This is a genomic window from Trinickia dinghuensis, assembly GCF_003367175.1.
Lineage (GTDB): Bacteria > Pseudomonadota > Gammaproteobacteria > Burkholderiales > Burkholderiaceae > Trinickia > Trinickia dinghuensis.
Genome location: NZ_QRGA01000018.1, coordinates 145,533 through 161,730, shown reverse-complemented (window position 1 = coordinate 161,730; position 16,198 = coordinate 145,533). Strand labels below are relative to the sequence as shown.

General features: G+C 63.8%; 16 protein-coding genes and 1 tRNA gene. 14 read left to right on the top strand and 3 right to left on the bottom strand.

Annotation, left to right across the window (positions count from 1 at the left end; all coding sequences use genetic code 11):
- The first annotated feature begins 191 nt into the window (after window positions 1-191).
- From DWV00_RS27785 to DWV00_RS27735, 12 genes are all read left to right on the top strand, one after another.
- Window positions 192-2,501: a DNA translocase FtsK gene (locus DWV00_RS27785; protein WP_115536829.1), complete on the top strand. Its 2,310-nt coding sequence runs from the start codon at window positions 192-194 to the stop codon at window positions 2,499-2,501.
- A 190-nt stretch (window positions 2,502-2,691) separates the two neighbouring features.
- Entirely contained in the window at window positions 2,692-3,336 is a 645-nt protein-coding gene (gene lolA, locus DWV00_RS27780) for an outer membrane lipoprotein chaperone LolA (RefSeq protein WP_245965068.1), read from the top strand.
- A gap of 99 nt (window positions 3,337-3,435) precedes the next feature.
- Window positions 3,436-4,749 (top strand): replication-associated recombination protein A, encoded by a 1,314-nt coding sequence (locus tag DWV00_RS27775; protein WP_115536827.1) that lies wholly within the window; start codon window positions 3,436-3,438, stop codon window positions 4,747-4,749.
- A gap of 109 nt (window positions 4,750-4,858) precedes the next feature.
- Window positions 4,859-6,157 carry a serine--tRNA ligase gene (serS, locus tag DWV00_RS27770; protein ID WP_115536826.1) on the top strand — a complete coding sequence of 433 codons (1,299 nt, stop codon included), beginning with the start codon at window positions 4,859-4,861 and terminating at the stop codon, window positions 6,155-6,157.
- Window positions 6,158-6,285: 128 nt separating this feature from the next.
- A tRNA-Ser gene (locus DWV00_RS27765) sits at window positions 6,286-6,376 on the top strand.
- A 239-nt stretch (window positions 6,377-6,615) separates the two neighbouring features.
- Window positions 6,616-6,828, top strand: coding sequence for a hypothetical protein (locus DWV00_RS34205; protein ID WP_181885606.1), 213 nt, complete (start codon window positions 6,616-6,618; stop codon window positions 6,826-6,828).
- Window positions 6,800-7,213, top strand: a complete 414-nt coding sequence (locus tag DWV00_RS27760) for a hypothetical protein (protein ID WP_115536825.1) — start codon at window positions 6,800-6,802, stop codon at window positions 7,211-7,213. Before DWV00_RS34205 ends, DWV00_RS27760 begins: the two co-directional genes overlap by 29 nt.
- Window positions 7,214-7,759: 546 nt before the next feature.
- Window positions 7,760-8,290, top strand: a complete 531-nt coding sequence (locus DWV00_RS27755) for a GNAT family N-acetyltransferase (RefSeq protein WP_115536824.1) — start codon at window positions 7,760-7,762, stop codon at window positions 8,288-8,290.
- A gap of 236 nt (window positions 8,291-8,526) precedes the next feature.
- The gene (gene minC / locus DWV00_RS27750) at window positions 8,527-9,306 is read left to right on the top strand and encodes a septum site-determining protein MinC (RefSeq protein ID WP_115536823.1); all 780 of its coding nucleotides are present in this window, start codon (window positions 8,527-8,529) and stop codon (window positions 9,304-9,306) included.
- 79 nt (window positions 9,307-9,385) lie between these two features.
- Window positions 9,386-10,201 (top strand): septum site-determining protein MinD, encoded by an 816-nt coding sequence (minD, locus tag DWV00_RS27745; RefSeq protein ID WP_115536822.1) that lies wholly within the window; start codon window positions 9,386-9,388, stop codon window positions 10,199-10,201.
- A 14-nt stretch (window positions 10,202-10,215) separates the two neighbouring features.
- Entirely contained in the window at window positions 10,216-10,470 is a 255-nt protein-coding gene (gene minE, locus DWV00_RS27740; protein WP_102608594.1) for a cell division topological specificity factor MinE, read from the top strand.
- Window positions 10,471-10,659: 189 nt separating this feature from the next.
- The gene (locus DWV00_RS27735) at window positions 10,660-10,977 is read left to right on the top strand and encodes a YXWGXW repeat-containing protein (RefSeq protein ID WP_115536821.1); all 318 of its coding nucleotides are present in this window, start codon (window positions 10,660-10,662) and stop codon (window positions 10,975-10,977) included.
- A 171-nt stretch (window positions 10,978-11,148) separates the two neighbouring features.
- On the opposite strand, the gene DWV00_RS27730 is transcribed toward DWV00_RS27735, so the two are convergent.
- Window positions 11,149-12,603, bottom strand: a complete 1,455-nt coding sequence (locus DWV00_RS27730; protein ID WP_115536820.1) for a chloride channel protein — start codon at window positions 12,601-12,603, stop codon at window positions 11,149-11,151.
- Window positions 12,604-12,927: 324 nt separating this feature from the next.
- Between DWV00_RS27730 and DWV00_RS34200 the strand changes: the two genes are divergently transcribed.
- On the top strand, window positions 12,928-13,065 hold the full coding sequence (locus DWV00_RS34200; RefSeq protein ID WP_181885605.1) for a hypothetical protein: 138 nt from the start codon (window positions 12,928-12,930) through the stop codon (window positions 13,063-13,065).
- A 43-nt stretch (window positions 13,066-13,108) separates the two neighbouring features.
- On the opposite strand, the gene DWV00_RS27725 is transcribed toward DWV00_RS34200, so the two are convergent.
- Window positions 13,109-13,288: a hypothetical protein gene (locus DWV00_RS27725; protein WP_115536819.1), complete on the bottom strand. Its 180-nt coding sequence runs from the start codon at window positions 13,286-13,288 to the stop codon at window positions 13,109-13,111.
- Between the two features lie 238 nt (window positions 13,289-13,526).
- Between DWV00_RS27725 and DWV00_RS27720 the strand changes: the two genes are divergently transcribed.
- A complete protein-coding gene (locus DWV00_RS27720; RefSeq protein WP_115536818.1) occupies window positions 13,527-14,630 on the top strand; it encodes an OpgC domain-containing protein in 1,104 nt (367 codons plus the stop codon).
- 13 nt (window positions 14,631-14,643) lie between these two features.
- On the opposite strand, the gene DWV00_RS27715 is transcribed toward DWV00_RS27720, so the two are convergent.
- Entirely contained in the window at window positions 14,644-15,960 is a 1,317-nt protein-coding gene (locus tag DWV00_RS27715) for an MFS transporter (RefSeq protein ID WP_115536817.1), read from the bottom strand.
- Between the last annotated feature and the right edge of the window lie 238 nt (window positions 15,961-16,198).

Below are 16,198 nucleotides of genomic sequence, written 5' to 3'. Positions count from 1 at the left end.
GCCGCGATAGCGTTCGGCAGATTGGGGGGTGACCGCCTTGCCGGCGGTTTGAGCCAATCGGGCGTCACCGGGCGCCACCGGGCGCGATCGGACGCCGTTACGGTCATTTACAGCCTGCGGTGCGACGCAACGTTTACAATAGCCCGCATCGAACTCCTGGCGGGTAGTGCCCGCCACGCTGCTACGGATTCATGGCCAAAGCTCCCTATTCGGCGCCTGCGCAAGCGTTACCGCATCGCATGTCGCGCCTGTTCACCGAAATCCGCTGGATCTTGCAGGTCGCGCTCTGCGTGTTCCTCGTGATGGCGCTCGTCAGCTACAGCCGTCACGACCCGAGCTGGACGCACGCCGCGCAAGTCGATCGCATCTCCAATTGGGCCGGCCGTGTCGGCGCCTGGACCTCCGACATCCTGCTGCTCCTGTTCGGGCTGTCCACCTATTGGTGGGTGGTCCTGCTCGTGCGCCGCATCGCCGCGAACTACCGCCGCTTGAACAGCCACCGCGCGATCGAGGAAGACGCGCCGCGCGACGGCGCCTGGATTGCCGATGCCTTCTCGTTCGTCCTCGTGCTGCTGGCCAGCGACGGCATCGAAGCGCTGCGGATGTGGTCGCTGCGCGTGCCGCTGCCGCGCGCGCCGGGCGGCATCGTCGGCGACGCCGTCGCGCGCGGCGTCTCGCATGCGCTCGGCTTCACCGGCGGCACGCTCGCGCTGCTGCTCGGGCTGGCGATCGGTCTGTCGCTTTATTTCCGCTTCTCGTGGCTGTCGGTGGCCGAGCGCGTCGGCGATTCGATCATCTCGGCCGTGACGTTCGCTCAGCTGCGGCGCGAAGCCGGACGCGACCGCAAGCTCGGCGAGGCCGCGGCCGTCAAGCGCGAAGGCAAGGTGGAGCAAAGCCGGGTACGCCTCGAGGATCACGAGCCCGTGATGATCGTGCCGCCCGTGACGTCGCCCCCGAAGTCCGAGCGCGTCGAGAAGGAAAAGCAGGTGCCGCTGTTCGCCGATCTGCCCGGCGATTCGACGCTGCCGCCGATCGCGCTGCTCGACCCGGCGCCGGCCGCGCAAGAGACGATCTCCGCCGATACGCTCGAGTTCACCTCGCGGCTGATCGAGAAGAAGCTGAAGGATTTCGGGGTCGACGTCGGCGTGGTCGCGGCCTATCCGGGGCCCGTCGTCACGCGCTACGAGATCGAGCCGGCTACCGGTGTGAAGGGCAGCCAGATCGTGGGTCTCGCCAAGGACCTCGCGCGCTCGCTCTCGCTCGTGTCGATCCGCGTCGTCGAAACGATTCCGGGCAAGAACTACATGGCGCTCGAACTGCCGAATCAGCGGCGGCAGACGGTGCGCCTCTCGGAAATTCTCGGCTCCGAAGTGTATGCCGCCGGGTCCTCGAAATTGACGATGGGCCTCGGCAAGGACATCGCCGGCAATCCCGTGTGCGCCGATTTGGCGAAGATGCCGCACTTGCTCGTGGCCGGCACGACGGGCTCGGGCAAATCGGTGGGGATCAACGCGATGATCCTCTCGCTGCTGTACAAGGCTGCAGCCGAAGACGTCCGCATGATCCTCATCGATCCGAAGATGCTCGAAATGAGCGTCTACGAGGGGATTCCGCATCTGCTGTGTCCGGTCGTGACCGACATGCGCCAAGCGGGCCACGCGCTCAACTGGGCCGTCGCCGAGATGGAGCGCCGATACAAGCTCATGAGCAAGCTCGGCGTGCGCAACCTGGCCGGGTACAACAACAAGATCGACGACGCGGCCAAGCGCGAGGAAAAGCTGCCCAATCCGTTCAGCCTGACGCCCGAGGCGCCCGAGCCGCTCACGCGTCTGCCGCACATCGTCGTCGTCATCGACGAGTTGGCCGATTTGATGATGGTGGTCGGCAAGAAGGTCGAAGAGCTGATCGCGCGGATCGCGCAAAAGGCGCGCGCGGCCGGCATCCACTTGATCCTGGCGACCCAGCGGCCGTCGGTCGACGTCATCACGGGCCTGATCAAGGCCAACGTGCCGACGCGGATGGCGTTCCAGGTCTCGTCGAAGATCGATTCGCGCACGATCCTCGATCAGCAAGGCGCCGAATCGCTGCTCGGCATGGGCGACATGCTCTATCTGCCGCCCGGCACCGGGTTGCCCGTGCGCGTGCACGGCGCGTTCGTGTCCGACGACGAAGTGCACCGCGTCGTCGAAAAGCTCAAGGAGCAGGGCGAGCCCAATTATGTCGAAGGCTTGCTCGAAGGCGGCCTCGCGGGCGAGGGCGACGAGGGCACCGCGGCCAGCGGTGGGCAGGCCGGCGAGGAATCCGATCCGCTCTACGATCAGGCCGTCGAGGTCGTCGTCAAGAATCGGCGCGCATCGATTTCGCTGGTGCAGCGTCATCTGCGCATCGGCTACAACCGGGCAGCACGGCTGCTCGAGCAAATGGAGCAATCGGGGCTGGTCTCGACGATGTCGTCGAACGGCAATCGCGAGATTCTCGTCCCGTCGCGCGAAGGCGATTGACGATCGGCCGCGGGGCTCGCCGCTCGTCCGCCGCCTTCGCCGCGTGTTTTCCGACCCATCACGGAGAGTCATTTTGAATTCGAAGCAGTACTCGTTCCGATTCGGCGAGCGTTCGCCGTCTTCTCGTTCGCAGTCGCTCAGCGTCAGCGCGAGCCGCGTCGGCTCCACTTGGCGTTCGTTCGTTCATGCCCTGGGCACGGCCGCACTCGGCGCGGCGCTCCTCATGTCGACGCCGGCCGCGTTTGCGAGCGGCACCGAGCAGTTGAAGGCGTTCGTCGCGCAGGTGCAGTCGGCGCGGGGCGACTTCGTTCAGCGGGAAGTCAAGGCGCCGCCGAAGAACATGCCGGCGAGCGGCTCGGTCGTGCCGACGATCAGCGGCACCTCGAGCGGCACGTTCGTGTTCGCGCGCCCGGGCAAGTTCATCTGGACGTACGAGAAGCCGTATGTGCAGGTATTGCAGGCCGACGGCGACAATCTCTACGTCTACGACAAGGATCTGAACCAAGTCACGATCCGCAAGCTCGGCGGCGCGCTCGGCGCGAGCCCGGCCGCGATCCTGTTCGGCAGCAACGACCTCGACAAGAATTTCACGCTGAGCGATGCCGGCGTGAAGGGCGGCATCGACTGGCTCGAACTGAAGCCGAAGGCGCGCGACACGCAGTTTCAGAGCATCGGCATCGGCTTTCGCGACGGCAACCTCGAAGCGATGGAATTGCACGACGTGTTCGGCAACGTGACGCTGCTCACGTTCTCGAACATTCAAAAGAACCCGCCGATGAAGCCCGGTTCGTTCAAGTTCTCGGTGCCCAAGGGTGCCGACGTGATCAGCGGATGATCGACGAACGAGGCAGCCTGCCAGCGAGGCTGCCTAGGCATTAGCGCTCGCGCGCCCGGGCTTGCCGGCTGGGCGCGCAGTCACGATTGGAACCACGCCATGTTTGAAGAGACCCGCGCCGGGATGCCGCTCGCCGAGCAGCTACGGCCCAGCACGATCGACGACGTTATCGGCCAAAAGCATCTGCTCGGGCCGATGAAGCCGTTGCGCGTGGCCTTCGAATCGGGCGAGCCGCATTCGATGATCCTATGGGGGCCGCCCGGCGTCGGCAAGACGACGCTTGCGCGGCTCATGGCGAACGCGTTCGATGCGGAGTTCATCGCGTTGTCGGCCGTGTTGTCGGGTGTCAAGGACATTCGCGAGGCGGTCGATCTCGCGCAGGCGCATCGCGCGCATGGGCGGCGCACGCTCGTGTTCGTCGACGAAGTGCATCGCTTCAACAAGAGCCAGCAGGACGCGTTCTTGCCGCATGTCGAATCGGGCTTGTTCGTCTTCATCGGCGCGACCACCGAGAATCCTTCGTTCGAGGTGAACAGCGCGTTGCTTTCGCGCGCGGCGGTGTACGTGCTGAAGAGTCTGGACGACGACGATCAGCGCGAACTGCTCGACCGCGCGCTGGCGACGCTCGGCAGCGTCGAGATGACCGACGAAGCGAAGGAGTCGCTGGTCGATTCGGCCGACGGCGACGGGCGCAAGCTGCTGAACAACATTGAGATCGTCGCGCGCGCGGCGAAGGCGCAAAAGGCGGAGAGCATCGACGGCGCGTTGATCGCCAGCGCGTTGACGGAGAATCTGCGCCGCTTCGACAAGGGCGGCGACGCGTTCTACGATCAGATCAGCGCGCTGCACAAGTCGGTGCGCGGCAGCAACCCCGACGGTGCGCTCTATTGGTTTTGCCGCATGCTCGACGGCGGGGCGGACGCGCGCTACCTCGCGCGCCGTATCGTGCGGATGGCATGGGAGGACATCGGGCTGGCCGATCCGCGCGCACCGCGCATCGCGCTGGACGCCGCCGAGACGTACGAACGGCTCGGGACGCCCGAAGGGGAATTGGCGTTGGCGCAGGCGGTGATCTACTTGGCCGTGGCGCCGAAGTCGAACGCAGGCTACATGGCCTACAACGAAGCACGGCGCTTCGTCGGCAAAGACCGTTCGCGCGGGGTGCCGGTGCATCTGCGCAATGCGCCGACGAAGCTGATGAAGGAACTCGGCTACGGCCACGAATACCGCTACGCGCACGATGAGCCCGAAGCCTATGCGGCGGGCGAAACCTACCTGCCCGACGGCATGCGCGAGCCGCACTGGTACCGGCCGACCCCGCGCGGGTTGGAGGGTAAGATCGGCGAGAAGCTGTCGCGGCTTGCCGACCTCGACGCGGCTTGGCGGCGAGAAAACAAGACGAAGGACGAGTAAGCGGGCTTCGCTTCGTCCTATTTCAGCGGCTTGGTGGGCGCCGCTGCGCGGCGCGGCGAGCCGGTGCGTTAAAATCGTCACTTCCCCTCGACACCACTAGTACCTAGCTATGCTCGACATCCAGTTGCTGCGCAAAGATCTCGACGGCGTCGCGAAGCGCCTCGCCGCTCGCGGCTATCCGCTCGACGCGGCGGCGTTCTCCGCGCTCGAAGCCGAACGCCGCGCCATTCAGACCCGCACCGAAGAACTGCAATCGCGGCGCAACAGCTTGTCGAAGCAGATCGGCGCGATGAAGGGCAAGGGCGAAGACACGACGGCGCTGATGGCTGAAGTGGGTGGCATCGGCGACGAGATGAAGACCTCGGCCGCGCAGCTCGACGATGTCCAAGCGCGTCTGTCGAAGTTGATGCTCGAAATGCCGAACCTGCCGCATGAAAGCGTGCCGGCGGGCGCGGACGAAAAGGACAACGTCGAAGTGCGCCGCTGGGGCACGCCGCGCCAGTTCGACTTCGAGGTGAAGGATCACGTCGATGTCGGTACGCCGCTCGGGCTCGACTTCGAGACGGGCGCGAAGCTGTCGGGCGCGCGCTTCACGATGCTGCGTGGTGGGATGGCACGGCTGCATCGCGCGCTCGCGCAGTTCATGATCGACACGCACACGCAGCAGCACGGCTATACCGAGATCTACTCGCCGTACATCGTCAATCCCGAGATTCTGTACGGCACGGGCCAATTGCCGAAGTTCGCGGACGACATGTTCCGCGTGGAGAAGGGCGGCGGCGAGAACGTCGTGACGCAATACCTGATCTCGACGTCCGAGATTTCGCTGACGAACACGGTGCGCGACAGCATCGTCGACGGCGCGGCCTTGCCGATCAAGTTGACGGCCCATTCGCCGTGCTTCCGTTCCGAGGCCGGTTCGTACGGGCGCGATACGCGCGGGATGATCCGCCAGCACCAGTTCGACAAGGTCGAGATGGTGCAAGTCGTGGCGCCGGAGATGTCGTACGACGCGCTCGAGCAGATGGTCGGGCATGCCGAGGCGATCCTGCAAAAGCTCGAACTGCCTTATCGCGTGATCACCCTGTGCACGGGCGACATGGGCTTTTCCGCCGCGAAGACGTACGACCTCGAAGTGTGGCTGCCGGCGCAGAACACCTATCGCGAGATTTCGAGCTGCTCGAACACCGAAGCTTTCCAAGCGCGTCGCATGCAGGCGCGTTATCGCAACGCGCAGGGCAAGCCTGAGCTGCTACATACGCTCAATGGCTCGGGGCTGGCCGTGGGCCGCACGCTGGTGGCCGTGCTCGAGAATTTCCAGAACGCCGACGGTTCGGTCACGGTGCCGGCCGCGCTGCGTCCGTATTTGGGCGGGATGGAGCGGCTCGAGTTGACGCCGGCGGGCTGAGCCGAGCGGCGCCTCAACTTTTCTGTGAAAAGGGGCTTGGAATGTTGCGAGGGTTATTCTATAATCTTCGCTTCGCCAAACAACGACCGGTTTGGTGAATGAGCCGGGGAAACCCAGTTCACGAAGTCGGAAAGGTGGCAGAGTGGTCGAATGCGCCGGACTCGAAATCCGGTGTACGGTTATACCGTACCGTGGGTTCGAATCCCACCCTTTCCGCCAGGATATTGAAACGGGCCCTTCGGGGCCCGTTTTTTATTCCTGCATCGCCTGCATCCGCGTGCCGAATTCATACGGCATCGAAAAATGCTGGCCACAAGAAAGGAAAGCGCGGCGACGAAGCTTGCCGCGAACCTAGTCTCGGGATCGTTACATTCAATCGGTCCGATTTTTGCCAACCTTGCTTGCTAGAACTCCGCAAATAGGCGGAAATGGCTCCCTTTACTTCCGTGGAGAGCGCCATGAAACATCTGCTGCGCATGCTGGCTGGCATGGGGTCCGCACTAAACGCGCTGGGTACTGCCCCAGCATATGAACGCCCGTGCGTCGGTGATCAAGCGCGCGATTTTGGGATGATCGGCGTCGACATGCAGCGCGTCACTGCTCGCGTTGAGAGGAAATCACGTCAAGCGATGGCGGGGAAGCATGGGCGCGCATACAACCGCGCACGTTAAGGAGAAAGACCGCAGCCTAACGCTATCCCATCATGAGTCGGACGCGCCGTTGTTGCCCATGGCGCAGATCGAGCGCCTCAAAGAGATCCTTCCGGAGAAGGTCGATTGGGTGTTTGACCAAGCAGCCGACGAAGGACGGTTCCGTCGAACCGAGACGAAGCGAGTGAATACGCTCGTGGGAATCGAACGGATCGGAAGCATGTTGGTCGGGCTGATCATAGGCTGCTTCGCATTGACGTTATCAGCTTATCTTGCGATGCGTGAACACGATTGGGTGGCTGGCGTGATCGGTGGGATCACCGTTGTAGGCCTCGTTTCGGCATTCGTAATCGGGCAGCGACGATCGCCGCCGGAAGGAAGGGCGGTTCTATCCAACCGCAAGTGATTCGGCCTCAGTCGCCTGTCGTGGTCGCTATTTAGTGCTCACACTGGCGACGCCGGTCGCAACTCGTGCATTTACCCGCCGTAACCTCCTCGCTTCCGTTCGTAGCGCCAGCGTTGCCCCCTTGAGTTGGGCTCCAAGAAATTTCCTCGAAGAGAATGTGCTACCCGCGCGCGGGCGCACGACGATGAAGTACAGACGAAAAAAAGCGCGGACGAATCCGCGCATATAAGGAGACTTGGATGAAGAAAGACCGCTACGGAGCGGCGATCAAAGTATAGAAGGGGAGCGCTTCGCTAGGCTTAAGCGAAACTGAAAGCGCAAGCGTTTGCGCATGGCTCGCATGCCGAGAATCGCGGCCCCCGCCAAGCCGTATCCTGATCATAAGGACACCGAAGGATCCGCGGCTTACGAATTCATTTATTGTGCTCTGCACAATGCCCGAGAGTGGACGTGCCATTCGTCTCCCGTTTTAATACGGGGTTTGACTCGCCCGCCGGTTCGGACGAAGCTACCCGTTAGCCACCCATCAGCGAAATTCGGAGCCTCATGAGTTCATCTCTGACTGTTCGCCGTATAGCCGCCGATCAGGGCGCAACGCTGCGCGAGTTGCGCACCGCCTCTTTGCGCGATGCACCCTATGCCTTCGACGAAACGCTCGAAGAAGCCTTGTCGGAAAAGGCGGAAACGTTTGACGCAGCCGCGGCGCGATACGCCGAGTCCGAAGCGGCGGCTACGTTCATCCTCTATACCGAAGGTCATCCGGCCGGACTCATCGGCGCCTATTTTGACGAAACACCTGAACATAAAGCGTTCGTTTGCGCCCTGTGGGTCGCCCCGGCCGTACGCCATTTGCGCGGCGGCGAATTGCTCGTGAACACGGCGAGCGTTTGGCTCGCCGAGGGCGGCGCGAGCGAAATCCACGCCTGGATCGCCGACGCCAATCGCAACGCAATGCGCTTTTATTCGGCGCTGGGCTTCGGCCCAGGCGGCGAGCATCAACCGATCGCGCGTGTACCTCAAGAGTGGCAGACGCTACTCGTGCGCAGCGTCAAGCCCGGGCATACCGCGCCGCATTGAAGGTGAAGGCCGGCGCTCAGCCGCCGGGGCGCATCGCATCCCGCCTTTCCTCATATCTGTTCGCGCGCTTGGCCCGTGCCGAGCGCGTTCGTTCAGATCGGTTCAGATCGATTTCAACGCGATTTCGACGATACGTCCACGCGGCGCATCCGTCGCGCACGGGCTCGCCGCGAGGAAAAAATCTGGCCGGTCGCGTAGACCCCTGTAAAATACGCAAAATTTTTTGCCAACCCCTCATGTCGCTGAACAAAACGCCTTTTTTCGAACTTCGCAGCGGCTCCGTCGACGCACTCCAGTTCGTCGTGAAGACGACGGACCTCGATGCGCTCAAGAACGAGCTGACGCGCCGCTTCGAAGCGACACCCGAGTTCTTCTCCGGCGAGGTCGTGACGATCGACCTGCGCCGCCTCGGCGAGAACGAGCGCGCATCGGTGGCCGACATCGCACAGTTGCTGGGCAGCGTGCGCATGCGCCCGATCGGCGTCGTCGCGGCGGAAGCGCAGCGTGCCTGGGCGACGGACGGCGGATTGCCGATCGTCGAAGCGCGCGATCGGCGCGGCGCCGGCAGCAAGTCGGAAGCTTCGGCAAGCGCGGCGGATACGGCGGCCGCGCAAGCGCAGCCGGCACCCGCCGCGGCCTCCACGGTCGAGCCGAACGCGAGCGCGCGCGTGGCAGTTCCCCCGCAAACGCTCATCGTCGACAAGCCGTTGCGTTCGGGGCAGCAGATCTACGCGAAAGGCGATCTCGTCGTGCTCGGTCTAGTGAGCTACGGCGCGGAAGTCATCGCCGAGGGCAATATCCATATTTATGCGCCGCTGCGCGGCCGCGCGCTGGCAGGGGTGCACGGCAATCACGATGCGCGAATCTTCTGTACGTGCCTCGAGCCGGAACTGATTTCGATCGCTGGCATCTATCGCACAACGGAGAATCCGTTGCCGGCCGACGTGATCGGCAAGTCGGTGCAGATCCGGCTGTCCGACGAAAAACTGATGATCGAACCGCTGCGGCTCACGTAAGCCGAGCCGAGCGAAGAGGCGCCGCGCTGCATGCCGCGCCGCTCAATTGACGAATTTGACGAATACAGGGTTAGGGGAAATGACGAAAATCGTTGTGGTGACTTCGGGCAAGGGCGGCGTGGGTAAAACCACGACGAGCGCGAGCTTCGCTTCGGGTCTCGCGCTGCGCGGCAACAAAACGGTCGTGATCGACTTCGACGTCGGCCTGCGCAATCTCGACCTCATCATGGGTTGCGAGCGCCGCGTCGTCTACGATTTCATCAACGTGATCCAAGGCGAAGCGAACCTGAATCAGGCGCTGATCAAGGACAAGAAGTGCGAGAACCTGTTCATCCTGCCGGCCTCGCAAACGCGCGATAAAGATGCGCTCACGCTCGAAGGCGTCGAGAAGGTGATGACGGATCTGGCCGGCATGGGCTTCGATTACATCGTCTGCGATTCGCCGGCCGGCATCGAGTCGGGCGCGCTGCTCGCCATGCACTTTGCCGACGAAGCACTCGTGGTGACGAATCCCGAGGTGTCGTCGGTGCGCGACTCCGATCGCATTCTCGGCATTCTTTCGTCGAAGACGAAGCGTGCGATCGACGGCAAGGATCCGGTCAAGGAGCATCTGCTCATCACGCGTTACAACCCGAAGCGCGTCAGCGAAGGCGAAATGCTCTCGCTGTCCGACATCCAGGAGATTCTGCGGATCGACCTGATCGGCGTCGTGCCCGAATCGGAAGCCGTGCTGCACGCATCGAACCAAGGTCTGCCTGCCGTGCACATGGACGGCACCGACGTGGCCGAAGCGTACAAGGACATCGTTTCCCGATTCCTCGGTGAAGACAAGGAGCTGCGCTTTACCGACTACCAGAAGCCGGGTCTGTTGCAGCGCCTCTTCGGCACTCGCTAAGGAGGGCGCACGTTATGTCGATTCTGTCGTTCTTGCTCGGCGAGAAGAAGAAGTCTGCGGCGGTTGCGAAGGAACGCCTGCAGCTCATCATCGCGCACGAGCGTGCCGGCGGCCATCCGCCGGCCGATTACCTGCCCGCGCTGCAGCGCGAACTCGTCGCAGTCATTTCGAAGTACGTGAAGATTTCGGACGACGACATCCGCGTCAGTCTCGAGCGGCAAGACGATCTCGAGGTGCTCGAGGTCAAGATCGAAATCCCGCAAGCCTGACCGGCGCAAGCCGGCCGGCCGCGGTTGGCGTTCGAACGCCGGCCGCGGCCTCGTCCCCCCCTCCTCGAAAATATTCGGTTGCACTTTCGGCCTCTCGGTAACACGGCCGTTGTCGTCGCAATCGGGGTCTCGCGCATTATGGGAGTAACGCCGCCAAACGGCGCTGCTCACCAAAATCAAGAGGCTCTCATGAAACTGTCCACCCGCTTACTGATCGCGCAATTGGCATTGGCCGCCGCCGGCACGTTTGCCGCCGCCGCTTCCGCATCCGCGCAGGAAGTCGTCGTCGTCGCGCCGAACGCCCCGCCGCCCGTGCGCTACGAAGCCGTTCCCGCGGCGCGTACCGGCTACGTTTGGGATCACGGGCACTGGCGCTGGCAGGGCGGCCGGTACGTCTGGGTAGCAGGCCATTGGGAGCGTGTGCGGATCGGCTATCACTGGGTGACCGGCCACTGGGCACGCCGCGGCCCGAACTGGGTTTGGGTGCGCGGTCACTGGGCACGTTGAGGCGAGGCGAGCGATGAAAAAAACGCTGCTTGCGGCGGCGCTCGTGGCCATCGTTCTGGCGGGTTGCGTCGTCGTACCGGCGCGGCCCGTTTATATCCGGCCAGCGCCCGTCGTCATCTATTGAGGGGGCTGGAATCGAGAACCGAATCCCGATTCTCGATTCCAGCATAGTTAGGACTGCGAATCAGTTCGACCCCCGTTTCCATCTTCATCTTCATCGCGGCGCATCGGTTTGCGCCGCGCTTCGTTTTCTTCGGCCTTCTCGTCTTCGAACAGCGGCTCGAGCGTTTTCGGGGAATCGGGCTCGGGCTCGGGCGCGGCTGCGCCGTGGGGCGTCATGTAGCGCTCGGACAGTGCTTCGTATAGCGGTGGCGCGAACAAGCGTGCGACACGGCTTGAAATCAGGGCCGTCGCCATCAGCGAGATCACGAGCGCGTGGCCGTCGATCATTTCCATGACGATCACGAACGAGGTGATCGGCGATTGCGTCACGGCCGCCAGGTAGCCGACCATCGCCAGCGCGATGAGCATCGGCAGTTGCATGCTGCTGAAGACGGAATGCAGCAGATTACCGAAGCCAGCGCCGATCGACAGCGACGGGGCGAATATCCCGCCCGGAATGCCCGGCAAATAGGAGCCCACCATCGACGCCATCTTCAAGAACGGATAGAACATCGAGAGTTGCTCGTGCCCGTCGAGCAGGCCGCGCGCCTCCGCGTAGCCGCTGCCGAATGTCGTGCCGCCCGACACGAGACCGATGACGGCGATCGTGAACCCGCATAGCGCAGCGAAGACGACGGGCCGTTCGCGATGCAGCCGCGAGACCGGAGGCGGCAGCCAGCGCGATGTATGGAGCAGCAGCCAGCCGAAAACGCCGCCAGCGACGCCCGTGACGATCCCCGTGAGGATGACCGCGACGGCAAGCAGATCGGGGAAGTGCGAACCGATTTGAATCGTGCCGAAGTAGGTGTAGTTGCCATTCAGGCCGAGCGCGATCACCCCCGCGACGATGATCGCCGTGATCAGCACGCCGCTGGCGCGCGCCTCGAAGCTGCGCGTCAGTTCCTCGATGGCGAAGACGACGCCCGCGAGCGGCGTGTTGAAGGCGGCCGACAGCCCGGCGGCCGCGCCGGCCAATACCAGCTGCCGTTCGATGAGCGCGTTCGAGCGCGGATAGAATCGCCGCAAGTTGTACATCAACGCCGCGCCGATCTGCACGGTCGGGCCTTCGCGGCCGATTGTCAAGCCGCCGAGAATCGCAAGCAGGGAGACGAGTATCTTGCCGGCCATCAGCCGCAGCGTCAGCGTGCGCGGCCCGAGCGTCGCCGTGCCTTCGTGAAGGGCCGCGATGACTTGCGGAATCCCGCTGCCCTCAGAGCCGCGGAAGAACTGCCGCGTGAGCCAAACGCACGCGGCGGTGATCGCCGGCGTCACGATGAGCGGCAGCCACGCATGGCGATGCTGCATGACACGGAAAGCGTCGTAGCCCCAATCGATGAGCTTCGCGTAGAAGACGGCGACGAGGCCGACCGCAATCGCGCCCAACCAAAAGATGCCGTATCGGCGCCATATCTGCCGGGCTCGGCGTGCGACGTGGGATGACTGGAAGGGCGGGGCCACGGTCATGATGCTCGACGGGCAAAGCGGAAATTATAGATGTGTAACCCGCACGCCCCAAGAGCGGAAGCAGACGAACGCGGCCCGCCGACTCATTTGCCGGGCCGTTCGATTCGATTACGACTCTGTTAAATCTGTGCCCGCGTGTTGCCGAGAAAACGTCGTGGCGGTGCCGTGGCAAAGGGCCGGTAGGGATCAAGGTGAATCGTTGTAATACAGGCAGTCCGATGCTTACAAATTGCAACGACGAGCGTGCCTGGCGTGCGGTTCAATGCCACTCATTCGAGTTCGACATGCCGTCGAATCGATGAACAGCGACGTTAGGAGAAAAACATGAAACGCTCGACCGTACTTTTGATTGCAGGCTCGTTGGCTGCGCTACTGCTCGGCGGGTGTGTCATCGCGCCGGCACCCGGCTATTACGGGTACTACGGCGGCTACCACCATCACGGGTATTATTACGACCGCTGAGATTGCGCCCCCTGAGCCGGCTGGGGGCGGACTCGGCTCGAGACTAGGCCAGCAGCGCTTCGACGGCGAGCACGGCGGCGAACGCCGCGGCGTTCGCCAGCAAGGCTTCGACGACGATCGCCAGCCACGTTTTCGGGCGGAAGCGCATGGCAAGCAACAGTGCTATCAGTAGCGCAAGTGCGAGGATGGCGACAATGTCGGCGTTATCGATGCGGATGTCCATCGTCGTCTCCCATGCGCAAACGTGCGGATGTGCAGAAAATTGACGTGAAACGGTGCGTCGAGCCCAGTATAGACGCACGGTTTGCCCGGACAACCCGGGAATAATCCCGATGCTTTCGCCGCGCGCAAGGGTGGCATCGGGAAATCCCCGATAAAAATCGCGCGGGCGAGGAATTTTTGGCGGGCTCGATGCACCAACCGGCGAGGGCCGGGAGCGGCCATAAAAATAAGGGTGCTCAATGAATTCGTCCGCTGGACGGTCGATCGAGGTCGATTTGCTGCGCGGGATCGTCCTGATCGCGATCGCCATCGATCATATTTCCGTGAGCGTGCTGTCGCACGCCACGCTGCATAACTACGCGTACTGCGATGCGGCCGAGGTTTTCGTGTTTCTCGGCGGCTACGCGTCGGCGGCGGGGTATACCAATATCGCCGCGCGTCGTGGCGAAGGGGCCGCGCGCCGGCGCTTCCTCAAGCGTGCGTGGGAAATTTATCGCGCCTACTTGCTGACGGCTGCGCTGATGCTCGTGTGCGGTGCCGTCGTCGCGAGCTTGCCCATCGCGTCGCCGCTGGTCGCCGAATCGGGGTGGCCCGGTTTCGCGCATCGCCCTCTGCAAGGCATCGTCGAAATCGCCACGCTGCGCCGGCAGCCGTTTCTGTCCGCCGTGCTGCCGATGTACTTGCTCTATGCGCTGAGTGTATCGGTGGTGGTGCCGCTGGCGCGTCGCATGCCCGTCGCCTTGTTTGCGGGGAGTCTCGCCGTGTGGCTGGGTGCGCCCTGGCTTGCGGCCGGCGTGCTGAACGTCGCCGATTGGCCGTTCAACCCGTTCGCCTGGCAGATGCTGTTCATGCTCGGCGTGCTGTGCCGCCTGCATCCCGTGCCCGCGCGGACGCAGACGTCGAACGTCGGCCATGCGTTGACGGCTGCCGCCTTCGCCGTGGTACTGACGTTCATGTTCGTGAAGGTCTGTATCGATAGCCACCCGTCGCCCGGGTATATGAAGCAGAACTTGGCTAGCGTGCGTATCGTCAGTTTTCTGGCGCTTGCTTGGCTGTGCGCACAGGCGGCTCGGCTGGGCTGGATTCGGACGCTGGCCGAACGCCTGCCCGCGGTCGTGACGGTGGGAAAGCAAGGACTGGTCTGTTTCGTCGGCGGCACGGCCGTGTCGATCGTCGTCGATGCCGGCATTCGCCTCGCGCACGCCGACACGAACTGGTTCGCGCGGCTCGCCGGCGATATCGTTGCCGTCTCGGCGCTGCTGGCGATGGCGCGTATCGCGGCGGCGCCTGCCACGCGGCTCGTCCGCGTGAGTTCCGACAACCGTTCGCCGAGCGAACGGTGACGGGCAGGACAACTTAGGACAACGGAACGTCGCGCGTTTCGCGCATCGCGAGGACGGCGACTAGGCTGACTGCCGCGGCCAACGACACATAGGCGCCAACCCACGTCAATCCGCCGCGCGCCGCGAGCATCTGGGCGATGTACGGTGCGATCGATGCGCCGAGAATGCCGCCAAGGTTGTAGGAGACGCCGGCACCTGTGTATCGCACGGCGGTCGGGAACAACTCGGGCAGCAACGCGCCCATCGGGGCGAACGTGATGCCCATCAGGAACAGCTCGAGCGTCAAGAACAGCGTGATGAGCGCCGGCGAACCGCTGCCGACGAGCGGCGCCATGGCGAAGCCCGATGCGATCGCCGCGAGCATGCCCGCGATGAGCACGGGGCGCCGCCCGAAGCGGTCGCTGGCCCAGGCGGCCAGCGGCGTTGCGAGCGCCATGAACAGCACGGCGAAGCACAGCATGCCCAGGAAGGTTTGCCGCGCGATATGCAGCGTCGACACGCCGTACGAAAGCGTGAACACAGCCGACATATAGAACAGCGTGTAGCAGACGACCATCGCGAACGAGCCGGCGAGCGTTGCCCGGCCGTGATGCGCGAACAGCGAAACGAGCGGCACGCGCACGCGTTCGGCGCGTTCGATTGCAGCGCGGAAGGCGGGCGTTTCGGCAATCTTCAAGCGGACGTACAGGCCGAGCGCGACGAGCACGGCGCTCGCCAGGAACGGCACGCGCCATCCCCACGAACGAAACTGCGCGTCGGAGAGCCCCATTGCCAGCGCGAAGAACAAACCGTTCGAAACCAGAAAACCGACCGACGGCCCAAGTTGGGGAAACATGCCGAACCAGCCGCGGCGGCCCGCCGGCGCGTTCTCGGTAGCGAGCAGCGCGGCGCCGCCCCATTCTCCGCCAAGCCCGATGCCTTGCCCGAAGCGCAGGATGCACAGCAGGATCGGCGCCAGCGAACCGAGCGAGTCGTAGCCCGGTAGGAAGCCGATCAGTGTCGTGGACAGCCCCATGACGAGCAGCGAGGCGACGAGCGTGGACTTGCGCCCGATGCGATCGCCGAAGTGGCCGAATATGAACGAGCCGATCGGCCGCGCGATGAACGCGATGCCGAACGTGACGAACGCCGACAAAGCTTGGGCCGTTGCCGATCCGTGCGGGAAGAACACTGGCCCGATGACCAGCGCGGCGGCGGTGGCATAGACGTAGAAGTCGTAGAACTCGATCGCCGTGCCGATGAAGCTGGCGAAGACGATGCGGGCGCGGCTCGTCTCGGTCGCCGGGTCGGACACGGAAGTCACGGAAGGCGATGACGGCGAAGCGGACATATAAGGGTCTCCGGTGGTTATGACGGTTGCCGGGCCGCGCGAGCGTCGGCGGCATCCATGGTGTGATCGGGGAGCTACGGCACGATTGCGCAAGCGTAATCGCAATCGAAAATGCAATCGCAAACAAAAACGCAATCGCGAATACTAGAACACTCGCATACTGAGCAAGCAGCGAGAAAAAACGGAAGTGCGATTCGACCGGCGTGACGCGCGAATGGCGCGGGCGAGGCGGTGTTGG